The 22,563-nt window shown below is 71.6% G+C and carries 18 protein-coding genes; 12 read left to right on the top strand and 6 right to left on the bottom strand.

Annotation, left to right across the window (positions count from 1 at the left end):
• The first annotated feature begins 273 nt into the window (after window positions 1-273).
• Both FL344_RS09630 and FL344_RS09625 read left to right on the top strand, forming a co-directional pair.
• Window positions 274-1,083, top strand: coding sequence for a prolipoprotein diacylglyceryl transferase (locus FL344_RS09630; protein ID WP_194858199.1), 810 nt, complete (start codon window positions 274-276; stop codon window positions 1,081-1,083).
• A gap of 115 nt (window positions 1,084-1,198) precedes the next feature.
• Window positions 1,199-1,777 carry a class I SAM-dependent methyltransferase gene (locus tag FL344_RS09625; RefSeq protein WP_228564906.1) on the top strand — a complete coding sequence of 193 codons (579 nt, stop codon included), beginning with the start codon at window positions 1,199-1,201 and terminating at the stop codon, window positions 1,775-1,777.
• A gap of 16 nt (window positions 1,778-1,793) precedes the next feature.
• Here FL344_RS09625 and FL344_RS09620 read toward each other — a convergent pair whose 3' ends face one another.
• Window positions 1,794-2,759, bottom strand: coding sequence for a sigma-70 family RNA polymerase sigma factor (locus tag FL344_RS09620; RefSeq protein WP_141588424.1), 966 nt, complete (start codon window positions 2,757-2,759; stop codon window positions 1,794-1,796).
• Window positions 2,760-2,762: 3 nt separating this feature from the next.
• Window positions 2,763-4,058, bottom strand: coding sequence for an NAD(P)/FAD-dependent oxidoreductase (locus tag FL344_RS09615; RefSeq protein WP_141588423.1), 1,296 nt, complete (start codon window positions 4,056-4,058; stop codon window positions 2,763-2,765).
• 295 nt (window positions 4,059-4,353) lie between these two features.
• On the opposite strand from FL344_RS09615, the gene FL344_RS09610 reads away from it, so the two are divergent.
• Complete coding sequence (locus FL344_RS09610; protein ID WP_141588422.1) at window positions 4,354-5,298, top strand: alpha/beta fold hydrolase; 945 nt, start codon at window positions 4,354-4,356, stop codon at window positions 5,296-5,298.
• 24 nt (window positions 5,299-5,322) lie between these two features.
• Here FL344_RS09610 and FL344_RS09605 read toward each other — a convergent pair whose 3' ends face one another.
• Both FL344_RS09605 and FL344_RS09600 read right to left on the bottom strand, forming a co-directional pair.
• Complete coding sequence (locus FL344_RS09605) at window positions 5,323-6,237, bottom strand: DMT family transporter (RefSeq protein ID WP_228557586.1); 915 nt, start codon at window positions 6,235-6,237, stop codon at window positions 5,323-5,325.
• Window positions 6,238-6,293: 56 nt separating this feature from the next.
• Window positions 6,294-6,575, bottom strand: coding sequence for a rhodanese-like domain-containing protein (locus FL344_RS09600; RefSeq protein WP_141588420.1), 282 nt, complete (start codon window positions 6,573-6,575; stop codon window positions 6,294-6,296).
• Window positions 6,576-6,662: 87 nt separating this feature from the next.
• Between FL344_RS09600 and FL344_RS09595 the strand changes: the two genes are divergently transcribed.
• Window positions 6,663-7,178, top strand: a complete 516-nt coding sequence (locus tag FL344_RS09595; RefSeq protein WP_090490981.1) for a GreA/GreB family elongation factor — start codon at window positions 6,663-6,665, stop codon at window positions 7,176-7,178.
• Window positions 7,179-7,248: 70 nt separating this feature from the next.
• Complete coding sequence (locus FL344_RS09590; protein WP_228564905.1) at window positions 7,249-9,765, top strand: ATP-binding protein; 2,517 nt, start codon at window positions 7,249-7,251, stop codon at window positions 9,763-9,765.
• Window positions 9,766-9,769: 4 nt separating this feature from the next.
• Here the strand turns inward: FL344_RS09590 and FL344_RS09585 are convergent, their stop codons facing one another.
• Window positions 9,770-11,494: a GAF domain-containing sensor histidine kinase gene (locus FL344_RS09585; protein ID WP_228564904.1), complete on the bottom strand. Its 1,725-nt coding sequence runs from the start codon at window positions 11,492-11,494 to the stop codon at window positions 9,770-9,772.
• Window positions 11,495-11,726: 232 nt separating this feature from the next.
• On the opposite strand from FL344_RS09585, the gene FL344_RS09580 reads away from it, so the two are divergent.
• From FL344_RS09580 to FL344_RS09570, 3 genes are all read left to right on the top strand, one after another.
• Window positions 11,727-14,585 carry a PAS domain S-box protein gene (locus FL344_RS09580; RefSeq protein ID WP_194858198.1) on the top strand — a complete coding sequence of 953 codons (2,859 nt, stop codon included), beginning with the start codon at window positions 11,727-11,729 and terminating at the stop codon, window positions 14,583-14,585.
• Window positions 14,586-14,698: 113 nt separating this feature from the next.
• Window positions 14,699-16,126 (top strand): VWA domain-containing protein, encoded by a 1,428-nt coding sequence (locus tag FL344_RS09575; protein WP_141588417.1) that lies wholly within the window; start codon window positions 14,699-14,701, stop codon window positions 16,124-16,126.
• A gap of 18 nt (window positions 16,127-16,144) precedes the next feature.
• Entirely contained in the window at window positions 16,145-17,248 is a 1,104-nt protein-coding gene (locus FL344_RS09570) for a hypothetical protein (protein WP_141618297.1), read from the top strand.
• An 8-nt stretch (window positions 17,249-17,256) separates the two neighbouring features.
• On the opposite strand, the gene FL344_RS09565 is transcribed toward FL344_RS09570, so the two are convergent.
• Window positions 17,257-17,604 (bottom strand): hypothetical protein, encoded by a 348-nt coding sequence (locus FL344_RS09565; RefSeq protein WP_141588415.1) that lies wholly within the window; start codon window positions 17,602-17,604, stop codon window positions 17,257-17,259.
• Window positions 17,605-17,881: 277 nt separating this feature from the next.
• Here FL344_RS09565 and FL344_RS09560 point away from each other — a divergent pair, with 277 nt between their 5' ends.
• The 4 genes from FL344_RS09560 (at window position 17,882) to FL344_RS09545 (ending at window position 22,461) form a co-directional block, all read left to right on the top strand.
• Window positions 17,882-18,697 (top strand): sterol desaturase family protein, encoded by an 816-nt coding sequence (locus FL344_RS09560; protein WP_090490988.1) that lies wholly within the window; start codon window positions 17,882-17,884, stop codon window positions 18,695-18,697.
• A 151-nt stretch (window positions 18,698-18,848) separates the two neighbouring features.
• Window positions 18,849-19,244: a BlaI/MecI/CopY family transcriptional regulator gene (locus tag FL344_RS09555; protein WP_026113917.1), complete on the top strand. Its 396-nt coding sequence runs from the start codon at window positions 18,849-18,851 to the stop codon at window positions 19,242-19,244.
• On the top strand, window positions 19,241-21,373 hold the full coding sequence (locus FL344_RS09550; protein WP_141618296.1) for a M56 family metallopeptidase: 2,133 nt from the start codon (window positions 19,241-19,243) through the stop codon (window positions 21,371-21,373). The genes FL344_RS09555 and FL344_RS09550 overlap by 4 nt, the downstream gene beginning before the upstream one ends.
• 110 nt (window positions 21,374-21,483) lie before the next feature.
• The gene (locus FL344_RS09545; protein WP_141618295.1) at window positions 21,484-22,461 is read left to right on the top strand and encodes a 4-hydroxy-3-methylbut-2-enyl diphosphate reductase; all 978 of its coding nucleotides are present in this window, start codon (window positions 21,484-21,486) and stop codon (window positions 22,459-22,461) included.
• The last annotated feature ends 102 nt before the right edge of the window (window positions 22,462-22,563 follow it).

Here is a 22,563-nt window from a genome sequence, read left to right as displayed (position 1 = left end):
GGACAGGAAGGGCCTGACAAAAAACCACGGATTTCCCGTAGTACACGCACGAATGGACTAATTCGGTTCTAACTGGCCTTGCGCGAACGTCCGGAAGTGGGAGTGATTCCCTCCCGGGTACGAGCGAGGTGCCCGGAGGCACACAGGAGCGGTGTCCTCCACCCGACCTCCCAGAAGACGAGGCCGGGAAAGACTCCGTTCCGACATTTGTTCGCCCACATCCCTCCGCCCGGATTAAGGGTGGGACGTTCGCATCCCCTGGAGCCGCCTGACGTGATTCCCTATTGGCACGCCCCCTCGATTGAGCTGGGGCCCCTGAAAATCGAGCCCTTCGGCATCCTCGTCGCGGTGGGCATCCTGCTGGCCGCTCGCCTGCTTGGCCGGAACGCCGAGCGCGAAGGCCTGAACCCGGAACCGCTCGCTGACTTCGCGCCCTGGGGCGTGGGTGTCGGCGTCGTCGTGGGCCACTGGGTGCACCTGTTTTTCTACCACCCGGAGGAGCTGTCCAAGAGCCCGTTCCAGATTTTGAAGGTCTGGGATGGCCTGTCCTCGTTCGGCGGCCTCCTGGGCGGCATCCTCGCCGCCGTCGTGTTCTTCAAGGTCCGCAAGCTGCGCTTCTCCGACTACGCGGACTCGTTCGCCCTGGGCGTGGCGCCGGGCTGGGCGGTGGCGCGGCTGGGCTGCTTCGCCGTGCATGACCACCCGGGCGTGCCCACGGACTTCTTCCTGGCGGTGGCCTTCCCCGGCGGCCCCCGGCACGACCTGGGCATGTACGACGCCATGGCGCTCTTCGCCATCAGCGGCGTGCTGTACGCCCTGCGCAACGCGGGGAAGCTGAAGGGGCGCCTGCTGCCGCTGCTGGCGGTGCTGTACGCGGTGTGCCGCTTCTTCTTCGACTTCCTGCGCGCCACGGACATGGCCTACGTGGACGCCCGCTACTTCGGACTGACGCCCGCGCAGTACGGCTGCATCGCGCTGGCGCTCTACGGCATCTGGGGCGTCCTGCGGCCTCAGGCGCCGGGCGCGGCCTCCTCGCCGCCGCCGTCGTCGCCGAAGAGTCCGGGAACGGTGGGCGCGCGGTAGGGTCGCAACGTCCGCTGCCCTTCTCGCGGCAGCCTGGCGTCTCATGGGCCCGGAGTTCCGGCGCATCCGCGGCGGGCTTCCGGGCCCGCGCGTTTCTGACGAGGAGGCTGCTTCCATGAAGGCACTCGCGTACGACGCAGTCATGACGCCCCTGGGCTGGCTGGGCCTCACCGCCGCCCGGCGCAAGCTGGTGCGCGGCCTGTCCGGCCACGTGCTGGAGGTGGGCACCGGCACCGGCCTGGCGTTGCCCGGCTACCCGGACACCGTCACCGCCGTCACCGCCATCGACGTGGACGAAGCGGCGCTCGCGCGCGCCCAGCGACGGCGGCCCGACGCGCGGCTGCTGTACGCCAGCGTGGAGTCCCTGCCCTTCCCCGCCGCCTCCTTCGACGCCGTGGTGTCCAGCCTCGTCTTCTGCAGCGTGGAGGCCCCGGCGCGGGCGCTGGCGGAGATTTTCCGGGTCCTGCGCCCGGGCGGCGCGCTGCGCATGTTGGAGCACGTGCGCGCGCCCTCGCCTGCGCTGGCCACCGTGCAGGACTTGCTCACCCCCGCCTGGATGCGGGTGAGCGGCGGGTGCAGGCTGGACCGGGAGACGTTCGAGCTGGTGCGGCGCGCGGGCTTCGACATCGAGCGGCGCGTGCAGCGGCTCCAGGGCGTGAGCGAGCTCATCATCGCCCGGCGCCCGGCGAGCTGACGCGCCGCCGGAGCGCTCAGGCGGGCACGGGCATGCGCAGCCCGGCGAGCTTGCGGTCCGTGAGGATGGAGTGGACCTGTGTGATTCGCCCGTCCGCCCCCAGCTCCACGCGGACCACCATCTGGGTGCCCGCCTGCGGGTCACGCTGGGGCGGAGGAAACACGGCCACCACCGCCGGCAGGCCGTTGAGCATCCGCAGCTCCACGGCGGAGGGCGCCCCCCGCATCTCCATCAGCCGCTGGTAGAGCAGCAGCACGCGCGACAGTCCAAGCACGGGCACGCGCGCGGCGCGGTACTGGCCACCGCCGTCCGACAGCGCGCACACGTCGCTGGCGAGCAGCGCCTCCGCCGCCGCCACGTCCCCCGTCAGCAGCGCGCCCAGGAAGCCCTCCAGCGCGGCGCGGGCGCGCGCCTGGAGCTCCCGCGTCGGCAGGCAGCGGGCGCGGTCGTACGCCGCCATCGCCGCCCGCGCGCGGTGGTGCACCACCTTCACGTTGGACTCGCGCAGGTTCAGCGCCTCGGCCACCTCGCGCACCGAGTAGTCGAACACGTCTCGCAGCAGCAGCACCGCCCGCTGCTTGGGAGACAGCACCTCCAGCGCGAGCAGGAAGGCGAAGGAGACACTCTCCAGCAGCGCGTAGCGACCCTCCGTGGAGCCGCCTCCTGGCAGCCGCGCCTCCACGCCTGGGGGCGGCAGTTCCTCCGCTCCCGTGTCCAGCGGCGAGGGCAGCCAGGGGCCCACGTAGGCCTCGCGCTTGCGCCGCCGCAACGTGTCCCGGGCCAGGTTCACCGCCACCCGCGTCAGCCAGGGGCGCAGCGCCTCCGTTCGCGGGGGCGGCGAGGCCAGGGCGCGCGCGAAGGTCTCCTGCACCAGGTCCTCCGCGTCCGCCGACACACCCGTCATGCGGTAGCAGAGCCCCCACAGGAAGCGCTCGTGCTCGCGCACGGCCTGCGCCAGTCCTTCGCGCGCGGAGCGGTCCATGCGTCAGCGCCCCACTGCCCGGCGTGACGCCACCTGCTGGCCCGGGGCGAGCGCGCGCGCCACCGACTCCGCGCTGGCGAAGGATGCCTCCGCGAGCAAGCCCTCCGGCCCCACCCAATCTCCCACGCGGTACAACCCAGGCACGTGCGGCACCTCCACCGAGGGGCGTCCGCCCAGGCCCCCCGTCTGCGCCGTCGGCAGCCAATGCGACACCAGCAGGGAGGGCCGGTAACGGCGCGCCACCACGGACGTCCGCCAGCCGGGTTGCAGTGCATCCATCACTTCCTCCAAGCGGGCCTCGCTCGCCTCCGGGCCCCTGCCGCCCAGGTATTGCATCACATGCACCATCGCGCCGCCTTCCGGCGCCAGCTTCGCCACCGCGGAGTGCACCGACGCGTACCAGGGGCCATCCGTACCGAGCGCGAACAGCGCGTCCGGACGGGGCAACCGGGACAGCCCCAGCTCCAGCGTGGCCGCCTTCACCGGCACGGCGCGGGCCGCGTCGTGCGCCAGGAGCGCGTCAGCGGGCAGCAGCGTCGCGATGTCTCCCGGCCCGCCCGCCACCACCACCGCGTCCGCCGCGTGCTCCGTCCCATCCGCGAGCCGCACGCCACGAACGCGCGGGCCCGCATCCGCCAGCAGGACCGCGCTCACCCGCGCGGAGAGCTCCAGCCGCGTGCCCGCATCGCGCGCGCGGGTCTCCAACTCGGAGACAAGCGTGCTCCACCCGCCGTCCACGTAGAGCACGGCCGGCTTCCCCTGGAGCTGGGCGACGGCGGACTGGGCGCTCATCGCGTCCACGTCCGCGCAGTAGGTCGTCACCCGCACCAGCGCCAGGATGAAGGCGCGGGCGTCCGCGTTCGTCAGGTGCTGCTCCACCCAGTCGCGCGTGGTGATGTTCGCCAGCGGCGTCAGGTCCACGCGTCCCAGCCCCGCGAGCAGCTTCGCGAGCTCCAGCTTCCCCGGCAGCCCCAGCGCGTCCGTGGTCAGGATGGAGACCAGCCCTCGCGGCATCGTGTGCAGGCGTCCGCCACTCAGCAGATACGAGCCCGCGCCGGGCATGCCACCCGCGGGCTTCACGCCCAGCTCGCCAAGCACGCGCATCCCCGCGCCCCCCTGGTACAGCGCGTGGGCCCCGAGGTTGAAGCGGAAGCCCTCCACGTCCGACGTCTGTCCCCGGCCTCCCAGGTGCTTCGAGCGCTCGAAGAGCGTCACCGCGCAACCGCCCCGTGCCAGCAACGCCGCCGCCGACAGGCCACCCAGTCCTCCGCCGATGACCGCCACTCGAGGTGCCTTCATGTGCCGTCCTCCACCGAAATGGCCCGGTGAAACGCCGGGCCTTCAGCGACACCACGAAGGCGGCGGCCGAAAGGTTACGCGGGCCTGTGTTGCACGGCCGTGACAGACGCGCCGCCCGCGCGAGAACCTTCCGTCCACGGTGCGTTTTGAGCGGGTTCCCGCTGCCTCTCAGCTCGGGAAAACGGGTGCGCACCAACCCCGCAAGTCACCTACAGCGAGGCAATGTCAGAGGTAGCCGTAGACTTCTCGATGAACCGGCGGACTTTCCCGCCGGAGAGCCTCGAGGCATTCACGCATGAGAAAGCTCCTCGCCGCCCTGCTCGCTCTTCCCGTTCTCGCCGCCTGTGGTCCCGCGCCGGAGTCCGACTCGAATGACCTGCGGCTGGCACCCGAGGGCGCCGAGGTGGCCTCCACCGAGCAGGAGCTGTTCGGCACGCCCCGTGAGCGCTCCGTCCGCCTGCGCACCGGCGTGACGCTGCGCTACGTGGAGCAGGGGCTGCCGCTGGGCCCCGCGGTGGTGTTCCTCCACGGCTTTTCGGATTCCCACCACACGTGGGACCTGAACCTGCGCACCTTCCCGCGCAACTACCACGTCTACGTGCTGGACCAGCGCGGCCACGGGGATTCGACGCGACCGGCGTGCTGCTACACGCAGCTGTCCTTCGCCGCGGACGTGGACGCCTTCCTGGAAGCGGTGGGCGAGCGCAGCGCCATCCTCGTCGGCCACTCCATGGGCAGCTTCATCGCGCAGCAGGTGGCGTTGGACTTCCCGCGACGCGTGAAGGGACTGGTGCTGGCCGGCTCGGCGCCCACCGTCTCCGGCAACCCGGTGGCGGTGGAGCTGAAGTCCATCGTGGACACGTTCGAGGACACGGTGGATCCGGAGTTCATCCGCGCGTTCCAGGAGAGCACCTTCGCGCGCCCTGTCCCGGCGTCGTACATCAACACGCTGGTGTCGGAGAGCAGCAAGGTGCCCGCGCGCGTGTGGCAGGACGCGCTGGACGGCCTGCTCGCGGAGGACCACGCGGCGCGGCTGAACCACATCCGCGTGCCGGTGCTCGTCATTGGCGGAGACCAGGACGGCTTCTTCCCCGTCGCGGACCAGCAGGCGCTGGTGGACGCCCTGCCGGACGCCGAGTTCAAGCTGTACCCGAACACCGGCCACGCGCCCCACGCGGAGCAGCCGCGGCGCTTCAACCAGGACGTGCACCGCTTCCTGCGCGAAGTGACGCGCTGGTAGGAGGAAGGAGTCGCGTGCCCGGGACTAACCGGGCACCGCCCCCGGAGCACCGCCTCCCGCGGGCGGCTCCGGGGAGGCGCGGGGCACATCGGCGCGGGCCAGCATCACCGCGGCCCCAAGGATGAGAACGCCTCCCAGGACCTGACGCGGGGTGAGCCGCTCATCCAGGAAGAGCGCCCCCAGCACCACCGCCGTCAGGGGCTCCAGGTTGGACACCAGCGACGTGTTCACCGGGCCAATGCGCTGGATGCCCACGAAGAAGAGGAGCACCGCGGCCACCGTGGCCACCAGCGCCAACCCCACCACCGCGGCCCAGCCCGTGACGGAGCCGGGAAAGGCTGGGCCACGCACCAGCATGGCCACGCCGAAGGAGAAGCCCGCCGAGCAGAGGATGACGGTGCTGGAGGCCAGCGGCCCCGACCGGCCGGACACCCGGCCGCTGGCGACGACATAGACGGTGTAGAACAGCGCGGACAGCAGGCCCAGCAGCACGCCCGGCAGCGTGGCGCCGCCCTGGGACAGGTCGGCTGTCAGCACCGTGCCGCCCACCGACAGGACCACCGCCAGCCACTTCACCCGGCCCAGGTGCTCCTTGAAGACGACACGCTGCACCAGCGCCACCAGCGCGGGGAAGGAGTACAGCAGCAGGGCCACCAGCCCCGCGGGTGCGTGCTGCAGGGCGAAGAAGTAGGCCCCGGACTGGCTGAAGTACCCGGCGGCGCCCAGCAACATCAGGACGACCAGCACCCCGCCCCGCGGCCACCGCTGGCGGCGCAGCACCATGACGCTGGCGAGCACCGCCCCCGCGATGGAGAAGCGAAGGAAGAGCAGCGTGGCCACGTCCGTGCCCGCCGCATAGGCCAGGCGGCCAAAGAGGCCCAGCGCGCCGAAACACACGCCCGACAACGCCACGATGAGGAAGCCAGCCGTGCGGCTCATGGCCGGAGGGCGAACCCTGCTCCAACCGGGCGCCCGTGTCACCTGCCCCCGGTTGGCTACCAGTTCTTCACGGACTTGAGGTCGAAGACGTCCGGGAAGCCGTTGGCGCGCAGCAACTGCGCGGCCTGGGCACTGCGGCCACCCGCGGCGCAGTACACCACCACGGGCGTGCCGGCCGGGCCCACCTCGGCCAGCCGGCGGGGCAGCTCCTGCACGGGGATGTTCCGGGCGGGCTCGGGGTGCCCCTCCTGGAATTCCTGTGGCGTGCGCACATCCAGCAGCACCGCGCCTTCGGCGACGAGCTGCCGGGCCTTCTCCGAGAGTTCCTGAGGTGTCATGCCCCACACTCTAAGCCCGAGCGGGCGGGGGGCGACTGGCCGAAAACTGGAGGTGTCCGCCATGGACGCTACAGTTCTGTACCACCCATGCGACTCGACAAGCATGCACTCCTGGGCCAGCTCGCGGACCGGCTCCAGCAGAGCGACCGGCTGGCCCACCGCGCCGAGGCGGAGGCCCGCGAGGCCGCCCGCAGCCTGGCCACGGAGTCCGAGAAGAAAGAGGACGGCCGCGCCGCCCTGGAGTTCGGAAGCCTCGCCACCGGACAGGCCCAGCGGGCCCGCCGGGTCCAGGAAGAACTCCAGGCGCTGACGAAGTTCGGTCAGGCGGAGTTCCCACGTTTCCCCCGGCAGGGGCCGGTGGCGCTGGGCGCCATCGTGGACGTCAGCACGGAGGACGAGGAGGGCTTCTCCGAGCGGACCTTCTTCGTCCTGCCCGCGGGCGCCGGCACCGAGCTGACGGGGCCGGGCGGTGACGGCTTCCTGTCCGTCATCACCCCCGCCTCCCCCGTGGGCCGCGCCCTCATGGGCCGAAAGGCGGGGGATACCGTGGAAGTGATGCTCGCGGGCGAGGTCCGTGAGTGGACGGTGCTCGAGGTCGCGTGATGTCGAGCCTTCGACGAAAGCCCGGGGGGCACTAGCACCCATGGCGCCCGTCGCGCGTGAATCCGCAAAGATGTCTTCTTCGCCTTCACCGCAAATCCAGGCGCTGCCCCCACCGGCCCACCTGCCGCTCACCTGGCCCGCCGCCGTCGTGGGCCTGATGTTCGGCGTGCTGATGACCTACGTCCCGTACGAGTTCCGGGTGGCCTCCTTCCGGCCGCTCTACCCGTATGTGCGCATGCTGGGCCTCACGTACCTGACGGGAAGCATCATGCTGATGGGCGCGCTGCTGTACCCGCGCGCGCCGCGCTGGCTGGACGTCACGGGGCGCCTGCTGCTGGGCGCGGCCATGGCGCTGTACTGGTGGGTGCTCAACGTCCTGCCGGGCAGCTTCACGGGCATCATCCTCTACCCGGTGCTCTTCGGCGGCGTGGTGCTGGAGGCCTGGCCCGCCATGCGCCAGCGGCCCGTGCTGCGCACCTTCGCGGCGCTCACCGGCGCGGCGTTCGGCGTGGCCATGCTGGTGGTGCCCGAGCGCTTCCCGCTCTCCGTCTACGCCCACCTCGCGCCCCTTCGGCCCCTGGTGGGCCTGCTCTTCGCCGTGTGCGGCGTGGGCCTGCTGCTGCCTGCCCACCGGCTCCACCGCCGGCTGCCGGCCCTGCTCATGGGCGGGCTGGCGGTGCCCTTCGCCCTGCTCGCGTACGCGCTGGGCCGGGGTGCTTCATGGCTGGGCGCCAGCGTGTATGCGGTGCTCACCCTGGCCTGTATCGCGCAGGCCCTGGACTGGCGGCCGCGCGCGCCTCGCACGGTGGGGTGGAAGCTGCTGCGCGGGCTGGCCTTCGCGGGGCTGGTGCCGCTGCTGGCGCTGGGCGGGCTGGCGGCGTACCTGGCGCAGAACGCGATTGAACAGCAGGTGCGCGACGACACGCAGCGCGCCGCCGCGGGCGAGGCCGACTTCCTGCGGCGCTACCTGGACGACGCGGGCGAGTCCCTGGCGCTGATGCTGGAGTCCCCGGGCTTCCGCGCCGCCTTCGCCGCGGCCGCGCCGGAGCGGCTGGAGCCCTACCTGGTCAACCTGGCGGCCCAGGAGCGCGCCTTCGACGCGGCGCTCGCGGTGGATACCCAGGGCCACATCCTGGCCGCGTCTCCCAGCGTGGAGGGGTGGAACCTGGAGCCGCGCGACTTCCTGCCCTCGGGCTTCACCCGGGGCGCCGAGGTGTCTCCGCCCTTCATCCGTCCGCCCGGCCAGCCCCTGGTCGCGGTGACGCAGCCCTTCCGCGAGGACGGCGAGGTGCGGGGCATGCTGGTGGGCCTGCTGTCCCTGGAGCGCCTGAGCCAGGCCACCACACCCGCGTCGCGGCGCTTCCGCGTGCAGGTGTTGGACCGGCGCGGCCTCAAGGTGCTGCGCGACACCGCGCCCGGCGCGCCGCTGCTGGGCGAAGCCCACCTGCCGGACGCGCTCAGTCTGGAGCTGCTGCGTCCCGGCATCGGCGTGCTGGAGGCCTTCGACGCGGCGGACCGCCGCATGCTCGCCGCCGAGGCCCCCGTGGAAGGCACGGAGTGGAACGTGCTGGTGACGCAGGAGCTGGTGGTGGCCTACGCGGCGATTACGCGCATGAGCGCCGCGGTGGTGGGGCTGGTGCTGCTGGGCGTCCTCATGGCCCTGCTGCTGTCGCAGCTGGTTGCCCGCGACGTCATCCGCCGCCTGGACCACCTGCGCTCCGCCACCGCCGCGCTGACCGCGGGCGACTGGTCACAGCGCGTGGACGTGGAGGAGGACGACGAGCTGGGCGAGCTGGCCCGCGGCTTCAACGAGATGGCGGCCCGCACGGGCGCCACGCAGACGGAGCTGAAGGAGGCGGTGCGCGCGCGCGAGGAATTCCTCAGCGTGGCCAGCCACGAGCTGCGCACGCCGCTCACCCCGCTCAAGGGCTTCGCCGCGCTCACCCTCCAGCGGTTGGAGAAGAGCGGAGACTTCCCGGAGCGCGAGCGGCTGCTCAAGGCGCTGCGCTCCATGGCCCGGCAGACGGAGCGGCTGACGCGGCTGGTGGATGACCTGCTGGACACCGCGCGCATCCAGGGCGGGCGGCTGGAGCTGGAGCGCAAGCACCTGGACCTGGTCCCCCTGCTGCGCGAGGTGCTGGAGCGCTTCGAGCTGCGCACCGAGTCCGGCGTCACCTTCGCGCTGGACGTCCCCGCCCACCCGGTGGAGGGCGACTGGGACGCGCTGCGGCTGGAGCAGGTGCTCACCAATCTGGTCAGCAACGCCGTGCGCTATTCCCCCCACGGCGGCGCGGTGCGCATGTCATTGGAGGCCGCGGAGACGCACGTGCTGCTGAGCGTGCGCGACGAGGGCATCGGCATCCCTCCGGAGAACGTGGCGGACCTGTTCCGGCCCTTCGCGCGCGCGTCCAACGCCCAGGCGCGCCACTTCGGCGGACTGGGGCTGGGCCTCTTCATCTGCCGCGAAATCGTGGAGCGCCACGGCGGCGCCATCTGGGCGGAGAGCCCGGGCCCCCAGCGCGGCAGCAGCTTCCACGTGCGGCTGCCCCGCCACGCCGAGCCCGCGGCCTCCGCGAGCGCGGCCTAGCGCGTCAGGACGACGACGGCTCCGGCGCGCCGTGCGCCGTCAGCCACTCCTCGGGGATGTCGCCGCGCGGCAGCTCCAGCACGAAGAGGGAGCCCTGCCCCGGCTCGCTGGTGGCGCGCACCGTGCCGCCGAAGGCCTCCACAATCTGCCGGGTGATGTAGAGCCCCAGGCCCAGGCCGCCGTAGTGCCGGTCACTCACCGCGCGCTCGAAGCGCTCGAAGATGCGCGGCAAATCCTCCGCGGAGATGCCGATGCCGCCGTCGCGCACCGTCAGGCGGGCGGTGAGCCCCTCCGCCTCCACCACCACGCGCACGGGGTGGCCCGCGCCGTACTTCAGCGCGTTGGACAGCAGGTTGGTCACCACCTGCTCCAGCCGCAGCCGGTCCCACCGGCCCATGACGGGCACCGGCGCGTGCAGCTCCAGCTCACACTTCAGCTGCGAGGCGGAGGGCGCGAAGCGGTAGAGGATTTCCGCCGCCACGCTGGCCAGGTCCATCTCCTCCACTTCCAGCCGCAGGCGGCCCGCGGTGATTCGCGACACGTCGAGCAGGTTGTCCACCAGGCTCGTCAGCTTGCGCACCTGCCGCTGCACCACCTCCAGTGTCTCCGACACGCGCTCGGCGGACACCGGCTGGTGGTGGGCCGCCATCCCATCCACCTGCCTCTGCAGCAATTGCACCTTGAGGTGCAGCGGCGTCAGCGGTGTCTTCAGCTCGTGGCTGGCGATTCCCAGGAACTCGTCGCGCAGGCGCACCGCCTCGCGCGCCTCCTGGAGGAGCTGCGCGTTGTCCACGGAGAGCGCGGTGCGTCGTGCCACCTCCTCCGCCAGCCGCACCTCCTCCGCGCTGAAGTCACGGGCTTCATCCGCGCGGAAGAGGGCCAGCGTGCCGATGACGCGCTCGCGCGCCACCAGCGGCACGCCCAGGTAGCAGCGCAGGCCCAGCCCCCGCAGCAGCCGCGCGTGCTCCGCGTCCCGCGCGGCGGCCTCCACGTGGGCCTCCGTCACCCGCAACCGCTCCGACTGGCCGGTGCCGAACAACGGCAGCACGCGCTCGGGCGGCAGCGGGTAGCGGCGCAGCATCTCCTCCAGCAGGCCATGACGCTCCGGCTCGGCGTGCAGCGCCGTCACCGGGCGCGGCGGCCCGCCGGGCAGGCCCAGGTACAGCACCGCCGCGTCCGCGAGCGCGGGCACCAGCAAGCGGAGCAGCCGCGGCGCGGCCTCATCGTCGAACGCGGCGCCCAGCAGCGCACCGGCCTCCGCCAGCAGCCGCGCCGAGCCCACCGCGTCCAGCCCCTCGGCCGAGGCCACTTCACATGCGCGCAGCAGCGCTCCAGCCGTTGAGCCCGCGTCGTGCTCCAGCGGCACCGCGGAGGCGCGCAGCAGGACGTGCGTCCCATCCGGCCGGCGCACCCGCCAGCGGGCCTCCGCCACCCACTCGCCCGTGAGCGCGCGCGCCAGGGGCGGCACCTCCACCGACATGGACGCATCCTCCGCACGCGTCCATACACAACCGGGCAACCAACCCTGCTCGGCGCGTTCGGGCCGGCTCATGCGGAACTGACGCCCGGCCTCCATGTTGAAAGCGAGCACACGCCCGGTGACATCCACCAACACGAGCGCCTCGCCCGCCTGCTCGAGCAGCAACCGGAGGACGCCCTCCTTCAGCAGGGCGTCCGCCTCTTCGGAGTCCAGATGCGTCATCGAAAGCGGGGCGCTTCCAGAGGCCATGAGGGACTTCCCGCGAGCAGAGGCAACATGGAGGCATGTCTCCTTCCCCGGACGAAGGGCAGCCTCCGTGTTTCCACAGAACAGCAGAAGGGGCGCCGACCCCATCCCGCGCCTGCCAGGGTCATCGAAGCCCCCTTGCTTGCCTGCCCGGAAATCCAGATTCTCTGTCCCTTTGTAGCGCATCCGGGTGACCTTGCGTCCACCCGCGCGGCCCACTTTCTCGAGTTCCATCATGCAGAAGCCGCACTCCACGCCTGACTGGACCTCCAACGAGCACCGTTACCGAGGCGTCATCGACAGCCTGCGGGAAGTGGTGTTCCAGACAGACCTGGCGGGAACGTGGACCTTCCTCAACCCGGCCTGGACGGACATCACCGGCTTCAGCGTGGAGGAGAGCCTGGGCCGCTCCTTCTCGGAGTTCCTCCATCCGGATGACCGGGAGCGCGACCCGGAGCCGCTCCAGAAGCTGTTCGCGGGGGAAGTGGAGTTCGTGCGCCATGAGATGCGCTACCTCACGCGCGACGGGAGCTACCGCTGGGTGGAGGTGTTCGCCCGGCTGATGCACGACGACGACGGCGGCATCCTGGGCACGGCGGGCACGCTCAACGACTTCACCGAGCGCAAGGCGGCGGACGGCGCGCTGGCGCGGCGCGAGCGCTACCTCACCGCGCTGGTGGACATGCAGCAGCGGCTGCTGGCCACGCAGGATGGCGGCGACCTCTACGGGCCCGCGCTGGCGCCGCTGGGTCACGCGTCGGGCGCCAGCCGCGTCTACGTGTTCGAGCTGCACCGGGCGCAGGACGGCGCCATCCTGAGCAGCCAGCGCGCGGAGTGGTGCGCGCCCGGCGTGAAGCCCGAAATAGACAACCCGGACCTCCAGAACGTTCCCATGGAGCCCGCGCTGCGGCGCTGGACGGAGACGCTGTCGCGGGGCGACGTCATCGAGGGCCTGGTGGAGAGCTTCCCCGCGTCGGAGCGGGAGCTGCTGGACCCGCAGAGCATCCTGTCCCTGCTGGTGCTGCCCCTGCGCGTGCGCGGCGTGCTGACGGGGTTCGTGGGCTTCGACAACACCGCGGAGGCGCGGCGGTGGGACCGGCTGGAGGTGGACCTGCTGTCGGCGGCGGCGGGCGCCATCTCCATGGCGCTGGAGCGGCGCGAATCAGAGCGGGCGCTGCGCGAGCGCGAGCGGCGCTTCCGTCAGCTCGCGGAGAACGCGTCGGACGTCCTCTACGTGTACCGGCGCGAGGCCCCGCGCGGCTTCGCCTACGTCAGCCGCGTGGCCCACACCAAGCTGGGCTACGGGCCGGTGGCGCACTACGCGGACGCGGAGCTGTGGTACCGGCGCGTGCACGAGGAGGACCGCGCGCTGATGGAGCAGTTGCTGGAAGCGCCGGAGCCCTTCCAGGGCGCGCCGGTGGTGGTGCGCTTCCTCCACCCCGACGGGCGGACGCTGTGGCTGGAGCACGTGGTGGCACCGGTGACGGACGCCTCCGGACGCATGGTGGCGGTGGAGGGCCTGGCGCGCGACATCACCGAGCGCCGGCAGGCGGAAGAAGCCCTGCGGTTGTCGGAGGCGAGCTTCCGCGCGCTGCTGGAGGGCGTGCCGGACGCGGCGGCCATCGAACGGGACAACCAGATTGTCTACGCCAACGCGGCGCTGGTGGCCACGCTGGGCTTCGAGCGCGCGGACCAGTTGGTGGGCCGTCCCCTCACGGAGTTCGTACGGGACATGCGCAGCCCGGACGCGGTGCGGGCCGGCGCGCTCACCGGCGAGCGGCGGCTGGTGCGCAGGGACGGGCGCACCCGCGTGGCGGAGGTGGTGTCGTTGCCGCTGCGCTTCGACGGCCAGCCCGCGGTGGTCTCCATTGCCCGCGACGTGACTGAGCAGCGCCAGCTCCAGGCGCGGCTGACGCTGGCGGACCGGCTGGCGTCGGTGGGCACACTGGCCGCGGGCATCGCGCACGAAATCAACAACCCGCTGGCCTTCGTGCTGTCCAACCTGGGCTTCCTGTCCGACGAGTTCAGCCGCAGCCTGCCGCCCGGGGACGGCGCGGCGGCGCTCCAGGCGCGGCTCAAGGGCGAGCCGGACCTGGGTGAATGGCAGGAGGTGCTGCAAGAGGCCTGTGAAGGCGCCGAGCGCGTGCGGCAGATTGTCCGCCAGCTCAAGACGTTCTCCCGGCCGGACGAGGAGCGCGTGTCGCCGCTGGACGTGCACGCGGTGCTGGAGTCGGTGGCGATGATGGCGGCCAACGAAATCCGCCACCGCGCGCAGCTTCGGCGCGACTACGGCGACATCCCGCCCGTCATGGCCAACGAGGGCAAGCTCAGCCAGGTGTTCCTCAACCTCGTGGTGAACGCGGCGCAGGCCATTCCGGAGGGCGCCGCGCACCGGCACGAAATCCGGCTGGCCACGCGGGTGGACGGCGCCGGGCGCGTGGTGGTGGAGGTGGCGGACACGGGCGTGGGCATCGCGCGTGAGGTCATCGACCGCATCTTCGACCCCTTCTTCACCACCAAGCCGGTGGGCGTGGGCACGGGGCTGGGCCTGTCCATCTGCCACAGCATCATCAGCGGGCTGGGCGGCGACATCACCGTGGACAGCGAGCCGGAGCGAGGCACCCTCTTCCGGGTGGTGCTGCCCACGCCGGAGACGGTGGAGCGCGCGAAGCCCTCGGAGCCTGATTCGCGACAAGCACCGCGCGCGCCGCGCGGCCGGGTGCTGGTGGTGGATGACGAGCCCGCGGTGGGCCGGGTGTTGCAGCGCATCCTCCGCGAACACCAGGTGGACGTGGCGTGCAGCGGGCGCCAGGCGCTGGAGCTGCTGGAGCGCGGGCTGAAACCAGACGCGGTGCTGTGCGACGTGATGATGCCGGACCTGACGGGGCGCGACGTGTACGAGGCCGTGCGGCGCCAGTACGCGGGGCTGGAGCACCGCTTCGTGTTCGTCTCCGGTGGCGCGTTCACCTCGGGCGCGCGGGACTTCCTGGCCAGCATCCCCAACCTGATGCTGGAGAAGCCCTTCGACGAAGCCCGTGTCCGCGGCGTGGTGGAGGAGCTCGTCCGGCAGCGACTGCCGGCGCACGACGCCTGAGCCCGTGAGCGGAGGTCGTATCGGGCAACGGGTGGACCCTCCTCCTGGTGACCGATGCGGCCTCGGGTGACTCCAGGCGAGTGTGCCGCATCCCTCCAACCTCGAGGCCCTGAATGAACCGCTCACTGCTGCTGGTCGCCGCGACGGGAGTGCTCGCCGTGGGCGCGCTCCTGCTGGGCACGCCGCCCGGACCGCCGCCTCCCGCCGTCACGGACACCAGCCACACGGTGCGGCGCCCGGAGGACCCGCCCGCCACGCGGACGCTGACGCTGGTGACGTCCAAGCCGGAGGACGGCGCCCTGAACATGGCGGGCAAGCTGTCCGGCGCGTACGTGCAGACGGGGCCCAGCGAGGCCTTCGCGTGGCTGGAGCTGAAGGCGCGCCCGGCGGAGACCGGCCAGCGGGTGCCCGTCAGCCTGGCGCTGGTGCTGGACCGCTCCGGCTCCATGAACGGCCAGAAGCTGGCCGACGCCCGGCGCGCCGCCACGGAGCTGGTGCAGCGCCTGACGCCCGAGGACCGCCTCGCCTTCATCGACTACGGCACCGACGTGCGGGTGCAGCCCAGTCAGCGGATGACGGAAGAAGCGCGCGCGGAGCTGCTGACCCTCATCTCCGGGCTACAGGATGACGGCAGCACCAACATCAGCGGCGCGCTCGACGCCGCGGCCAACGCCCTGCGGCCCCACATGCGCGAGTACCGCGTCAGCCGCGCCATCCTGCTGAGCGACGGCCAGCCCACCACGGGCCTCCTGTCCGAAGCGGGCCTGCTGGACCAGGTCCACCGGCTGCGCCGCGACGGCATCACCGTCAGCGCGCTGGGCGTGGGCCGGGACTACCAGGAGACGCTGATGCGCGGCATGGCCGAGCAGGGGGGCGGCTTTTCCGGCTTCATCGACGACTCGGCGCGGCTGGCGGAGGTCTTCTCCCGCGAGTTGGACCAGGCGACCAGCACCGTGGCGCGAATGGTGGAGCTGCGGCTGGACGTCCCGCCCGAGGTGCGGCACGTGGAGGTCATGGGCATGGCGTCCTTCCGCGAGGGCAACGTGCTGAAGGTGCCGCTGTACGACATGGCCAGCGCCCAGACGGTGCGCATCATGGCGAAGCTGACGCTGAACACCCCGCGGACCGCCGGCGCGCTCGCACTGGTGAACGCCCGGGTGCACTACGTCGACGTGGCGCGTGACCTGCCGGCGGAGACAGCGCTGCAGCTCACCGCGGAGGTGACGAGCAACCTGGAGCTCGTGCGCGAGCACCTGGACAAGGAGGTGCGCGTCCACGCGACCCGGGCGTTGGGCACCCAGCACATGGTAGCCGCCGCGGAGGAGATGAAGCGCGGCAACAAGGCGAAGGCCCGTAGCCTGCTGGACAACGCCCGGACCATTTTCGGCTCCTCCGCGGACGCGCTGTCCGGGGAGCTTGCGGACGTGAACCGCTCCCAGGCAGCCTTGGCGGGCGCGTCCAGCGCGGAGGAGGCGCAGGCCGAGTCGCGCAACCTCCTCAAGAAGTCCATCAAGAACTTCGGCCAGAACAATACGTACTAGCAGCAGGACGGTGAACCCATGGCCCTCTCCGTGCAGTACTTCCACCGCGAGGAGTTCGAGACCCGCACGCTTCGCGCGTTGGGAGGTGCCGCCTGCATGGGCCTGGTCGCGGGGGCCGTCCCGGACCTGCACCTGACACCGGAGTACCTCGCCATCGTGGCCGCGGCGCAGGCGTGCGTGAAGCCCACCGGGGTCCACCCCCTGGCGCTGCGCCTGGCGCTGACGGTGCTGCCGGCCCTGCCCTACTTCTTCCGGGCCCCGGAGCCGTTGCCTGTGAGCCTCGCGGGCGCGCTCGCCGCGGCGCTGGTCGCCTGGCTGGGCCATGGACGGGAGCAGCCAGGACAACCCTCCGCGGTGGCCACCAGCGCCGCCGCCGCGGGCGTGCTCGTCCCGCTGGGCCTCTACGTCCAACAGGTGCTGGAGGCGCGCTTCCTGGGGAGCGACGGCCTGCTGTCGGCGCTGGTGGGCTTCCTCGTCGTGGGCCTCTTCTGGAGCATCGGCACGCTGCCGGCCAACCTCCGCGTGGAGCTGGACGCGGTGGAGGCGAGGGGCCGCCAGTTGCAGGACGCGCTCAAGGGCGACTCGCACACCCTGGCCACGCGGGCCCTGGCCCTCTACCGCCAGTGCAAGGACGTGGTGACGAAGATGCCTCCCAGCACCGGGCGCACGGAGCTGCTGGGCGTGCTGGAGAAGATGACGGGCGACAGCTTCTCTCTGGCGGAGGTCCACTTCGGGCTGGAGGCGCAGCTCGGCTCCGTGGTGGCCAACGACGTGGACGCCCAGGTGCGCGAGCTGCGAGCGCGCGCCGCCGCCACGCAGGACGCGGTGGCCCGCCGGCAGTTGGAGCTGGCCGCGTCCTCGCTGGGTGAGGAGCTCAACCACCTGGACGTGCTGGCCCGCCGCAAGGAGCGGCTGCTGGCCCAGCTCCACGCACAGGTGGCGCTGCTGGAGCGGGCCCGGGTCTCCTTCATCGGAGTGCAGGGCAACGAGCTGGGTGCCAAGGGCGCGCAGGCCGCGGACCTGGCGCGCAAGCTGAAGCAACTGGGGGAACCCTCCTCCAGCGCGGGGCCCGACGACATCGCCCCCGTGGCCGCGCCGAACCCCACGCGCGTCGCCCCCTGAACGACGCGCTACTTCTTCCGGGACGCCCGGGTGGCGCGCTTGCGCCGCGGCGGGGGCGTGTGGCTCACCGGCGGCGCGTGCAGTTGATCCGCGATGCGCTGCTCAATGGCCTCGCGGGTGCTGCGGGCCTGGACCAGCGCCGCCTCGATTTCCTCACGCACGCGCGCCGCCTGCTCCTCCGCCGTGGCCCGGTACTCGGACGCCGTGCGGCGCAGGGCGATGCTGCCTCGGTCGGACCCGGCATTCCGTTCATTAGTGCGCACGGCCTTGGGAGTCGGTGTCCTGCGCCTGCGGACCTTCGTCCTGGGTGTCTGCTGTCCTTCGTGCTCCGCCATCCGCGCCTCCCGGAAAGTCATCCTGGCCTCCAGGAAAGTGGGCTGCTATCGGACGCGAAGGAAGCCCGTGCCTGGGCCGGCTTCTGGGCAGGCAGGCAACACACCGCCTGTTCATTCAGCAGGGTTGCTTCTCACCTGCTCCAGGAAAACGCTATGGGGCGCCCTTCAGGATGCGGCAATTTGAAGGGCCCCTGGTACTGACAGCACCGCCGTAAGCCCCGTGGCCGGCGGGTACGGCGCGCACACACTCCTGCTTCGTCTGCCTCCATGGGGGGCAGCGGCTCCCTGCGAGGATACCGTGGCAGTCAGCGCACCCTTTTCGTTCCTGAAGAACCGCAAGCACAACCTGGACCGGATGACGCTGGGCGACCTCATCTACTCGTTCTTCACCTACTACGCGGTGGTGGCCTACATCACCGTGGGCATCATCAGCCTGGTCCTGGCCGTGAAGTGGTTCGAGAACCCGCTGCGCATGCTGCTGGCGATGCTCGCCGCGAGCGTGGCGTTCCCCTTCGGCTGGTACCTGGTGCACAAGCACATCCTGCACAGCCGCTTCCTCTACAAATCACCCCTCACCGCGGCGACGTGGAAGCGCATCCACTTCGACCACCACCAGGACCCGAACGACCTGCGCGTGCTCTTCGGCGCGCTGGCCAACGTGCTCCCCACCGTGGGCGGCGTGATTGCCCCCATTGGCTATCTCATTGGCGGCAAGGCGGGCGCCGCCGCCGCGCTGGGCTGGGCCATGGTGATTACGTGCTTCTATGAGTTCTGCCACTGCATCCAGCACCTGAACTACACGCCCAAGTCCCAGTTCCTGAAGGACATCAAGCGGCTGCACCTGTCGCACCACTTCCACAACGAGCAGGGCAACTACGGCATCACCAACTACTTCTGGGACCGCCTCTTCGGGACCTTCTACGAGAAGTCGGGTGACAAGCCCAAGAGCCCCACCGTCTTCAACCTGGGCTACACGGCCGAGGAGGCCCAGCGGTATCCCTGGGTGGACCGGCTCTCCGGCGGCACCCGCGGTGACGGCCACCCCCGCCGCTTCTGGGAGAACCAGGCCGCCGCCCAGACGCCGCCAGAGCCCGCGACGCGACAGGAGAGCTGACGGCCAGGCACCCGCCTGAATCCCCCCAAGCCCCCTCCCTCACCCAGAGGCAGGGGGCTTTTGACGGACCGCAACTACGAAGGGCTTCGTTGACATCTACGAATCCGTTCGTAATATGCGTCCAGGCAATCGAGTCATGGAAGGAAGCGTCATGAGTGAGACGAAGCTGCCGCGTCCCACGGATGGGGAGCTGGCCATCCTGCGGGTCCTCTGGGCGCGTGGCGACAGCACGGTGCGCGAGGTGCACGAAGCCCTCACCCGAGATGAGCCGGAGGGCACCGGGTACACGACGGTGTTGAAGCTGATGCAAATCATGACGGAGAAGGGGTTGGTGGAGCGTGATGAGTCCCAGCGCGCGCACGTGTACCGGCCCCGGGCCACGGAGCAGCGCACCCAGCGGCAGCTGGTGACGGACCTGGTGGACCGCGCCTTCGGTGGCTCTCCGGCGCGGCTGGCGATGCAGGCCTTGTCGTCGAAGAAGACGCGTCCCGAGGAGCTGGCGGAGCTGCGCCGGCTGCTCGACACCCTGGAAGGAGGCGAGGAATGAGCCGGCTGCTGATGGAGTCCCTGGGGTGGGCGCTGCTGCACTCGCTCTGGCAGGGCACGCTGGTGGCGCTGACGCTGGCGGTGGCGCTCATCACGGTGGGGCGGCGCGCGGCGCATGCGCGTTACGCGCTGGCCTGTGGAGCGCTGGTGCTCGCGCTCGCGTTGCCGGTGGCCTCCGGGTGGAAGCACTTCCACGGCGCGCCCGCGCGAGTGGCGGTGGACACCTCCGTGCCGCGCGCGCAGTCCCTGCCCTCTGCGCTGGGAGCGCTGCGCCTGGAGGAGACAGTGGCGCAGGCGGCGCGGCCCGCCTGGCGAGTGGCGCCCGTCGCGGCGTCGCCCGCGTGGATTGACGCGGACATGGCCGAGGACGGCGCCGCGAGCGGCTTCGAAAGCACGCTGCTGACGGGCCTGGGCGCTTTCCTGGTCATGGCTGGCCTGCTGCTGCAACGCGCGCTGTCCCAGGTGGAAGCGCACCTGCACTGGCTGGTGTTGGCGTGGGTGGCGGGCGTGGGCCTGTGCTCGGGGCGGATGGCGGCGGAGTGGATGAAGCTGCGCCGGCTGGCGGACCGGGCCCTGCCCGCGCCCGAGGCGTGGCAGGAGCGGCTGGACGCCCTGTCGCGGCGCCTGGGCCTGCGCCGCGCGGTGCGGCTGCTCCAGTCCTCCGACGTGGACGTGCCCGCCGCGGTGGGCTGGCTGTCGCCCGTGGTGCTCCTGCCCGTGTCCACCCTGGCGGGCCTTCCCGCTCGGCAGCTGGAGATGGTGCTGGCCCATGAGCTGGCCCACATCCGCCGTCATGACTTCGCGGTGAACCTGGCGCAGGTGCTGGTGGAGACGCTGCTCTTCTTCCACCCGGCGGTCCGCTGGATTTCCCACGTCATCCGCGTCGAGCGGGAGCACTGCTGTGACGACGTCGCGGTGGCCGCCAGCGGCAACTCCGTCTCCTACGCCCGGGCGCTGACGGCGCTCGAGACGCTCCGCGTGCTGCCGGGAGCGCCGAGCCCCGCCATGTCCGCGCTGGGCGGCTCGTTGCCGGAGCGCGTGCGGCGGCTCATCACCCTGCCCACGTCGCGCTGCGCCTCGCGCTGGGCGGCGGGCGCCTCCGTGCTCACCCTGGTCAGCAGCCTGGCCGTGGCCGCGCCGCTGACGTCGCTCCTGCTGGGACAGACGGACGCCGCGCCGCAGCCGGGCGACGAGCCCGTCCTCATCCAGCCTCCGCCCATCCCGGCGCTCTCGCTCACCCCGCCGATGCCGCCCGCGCCCACGCCCGCGGCACCGCCCGCGCCCCCGGCGCCTCCCGCTCCTCCGGCCAGTGTCGCGGCCGTGGCGGTCCAGTCAGCCCCGGGCCCCACCCCGCCACCTGCGCCTCCGGCGCGGAGCCTGGGTTCGCGCGCCCAGCGTGAGTTGGACCAGCAGACGCGAGTCGGCGCGGGGCAGCAGCTCTCCGTGGCGCAGCTCATCGCGCTCAAGAACGCGGGCATCACCCCGGAGCGCGTGCAGCAACTGACGGCCCTGGGCTACACGCCGACCGTCTCCAACCTCGTGAGGATGAGCCACGCCGGCATCACCCCCGACTACGTCCAGGACATGAACACGCGCTTCGGCCGGAAGCTGGAAGCGAAGGAACTGACGCGCCTGCGGCACCTGGGCGTCACGCCCGAGTACATCCAGTCCCTCAAGTCCGCGGGCTTCAACGTCGATGACCCGAAGGCCCTGTCCCACGCGCGCGCCGTGGGCGTGGACGAGGACTTCGTCCGCGGCATCAAGGACGCTGGCTACACCCGCATGTCGCTGGAGGAGCTCGCCCACCTGCGCGCCGTGGGCGTGAACCCCGAGTACATCCGGGAGATGAACAAGCACGGCCTGTCGAAGCTGAAGGCCCGGGAGCTGATGCAGCTTCGCGCCGTGGGCGTGGACCCGGGCTGGCTCGCCGGCATTCGCAAGGCGGGCGTGCAGACGATGGATACGAAGGAGCTCCAGCGGCTGCGCGCCACTGGCGTGGACGCCCACTTCCTGGGTGAGCTCCACGACGCAGGCCTGAAGGACCTCTCCGTCGACGAACTGGTGCGGCTGCGCACCGGCGGCGTGGACGCGGACTTCATCCGGAAGATGCGCGGCACCGGCTCGAAGTAAGCCGTTCGTCCCGCGCCCCATCACCCAACCCATCTCGCTTCCCCCCCCGCTCGGCGCACGTCCCATCCGACGCGCGCCGCACGGGAGGGGTCTACCCGAAGGAGCCCACCATGCGTCTCATGTCGTCACGCCTGTCCCTCGTGGCCCTGTTGTTGATGGCCACCTCCGCCGTCGCGGCCTCTTCCACCTTCGAGCCTCGCGGCACCTGGTCGGCCTCGCCCAATAGCAGCGCCCCATCCACCCTGAACCTCCAGCTCCGCCAGGGCCCGCACCGCAACACGGGCTTCACGGAACCCCTGGCGTCCTTCCAGGGACTGTCCACCACGGACGGCGCCACCACCTTCACCCTGCCGCGCGAGGCCGGCACCTTCCGCTTCGAAGGCCAGTTCCAGGAAGGCCAGGGCGCGGGCCACTTCCGCTTCGATGCCAGCAGCGACTTCCTCAAGAAGATGGCCACGCTGGGCTACTCGGACATCACGCCCGAGGCGCAGTTCCAGCTCGCGGCGACCAACGTCACGACCGCGCGAATCCAGGCCCTGGCCGCGCTGGGCTACAAGCAGCTCAGCATGGAGGAGCTCATCCAGGCGGGCATCTTCGACGTGACGCCCGAGTACGTGCGCGGCCTGTCCGACGCGGGCTACGCCGGGCTGTCGTTCAAGGAACTGGTCGAGGGCCGCATCCACCGCGTCACGCTCCAGCGCGTGAAGGAGTTCTCCGGCGTCGGCTTCGCGAAGCTGCCCTGGAATCAACTGACGGCCATGAGCATCCACGGCGTCACGCCCGACTTCGTGAAGCAGATGCGCGAGCTGGGCTTCCAGGGCACGGACGCGGATGACGTCATCGCCTTCCGCATCCACCGCGTCACGCCCGACTTCGTGAAGCAGATGCGCGAGCTGGGCTTCAAGGACCTCACCCAGGACCAGATTCTGGCCTTCCGCATCCACGGCGTCACACCCGACTTCGTGAAGCAGATGCGCGAGGCGGGCTACCCCAACGTCACTCCGGACGAGCTGGTGGCCCTGCGCATCCACGGCATCGACCGCGTCTTCATCCGCGACATGTCGGGGACGGCGCCGAAGAAGAAGTGACGCCGGGCGCGGTCAACGTCCGCCGGTGAACGGCCGGCCCCGCTACCGGGATGCACGGAGCGCCACCCGGCCACATCTTCCCCGCGGGACGGTGGTGGTGGT

It is taken from the genome of Myxococcus sp. AB036A (assembly GCF_006547355.1).
Taxonomy (GTDB): Bacteria; Myxococcota; Myxococcia; order Myxococcales; family Myxococcaceae; genus Myxococcus; species Myxococcus virescens.
The sequence above is the reverse complement of the archived record's forward strand: the minus strand, read 5'-3'. Positions and strand labels throughout refer to the sequence as shown.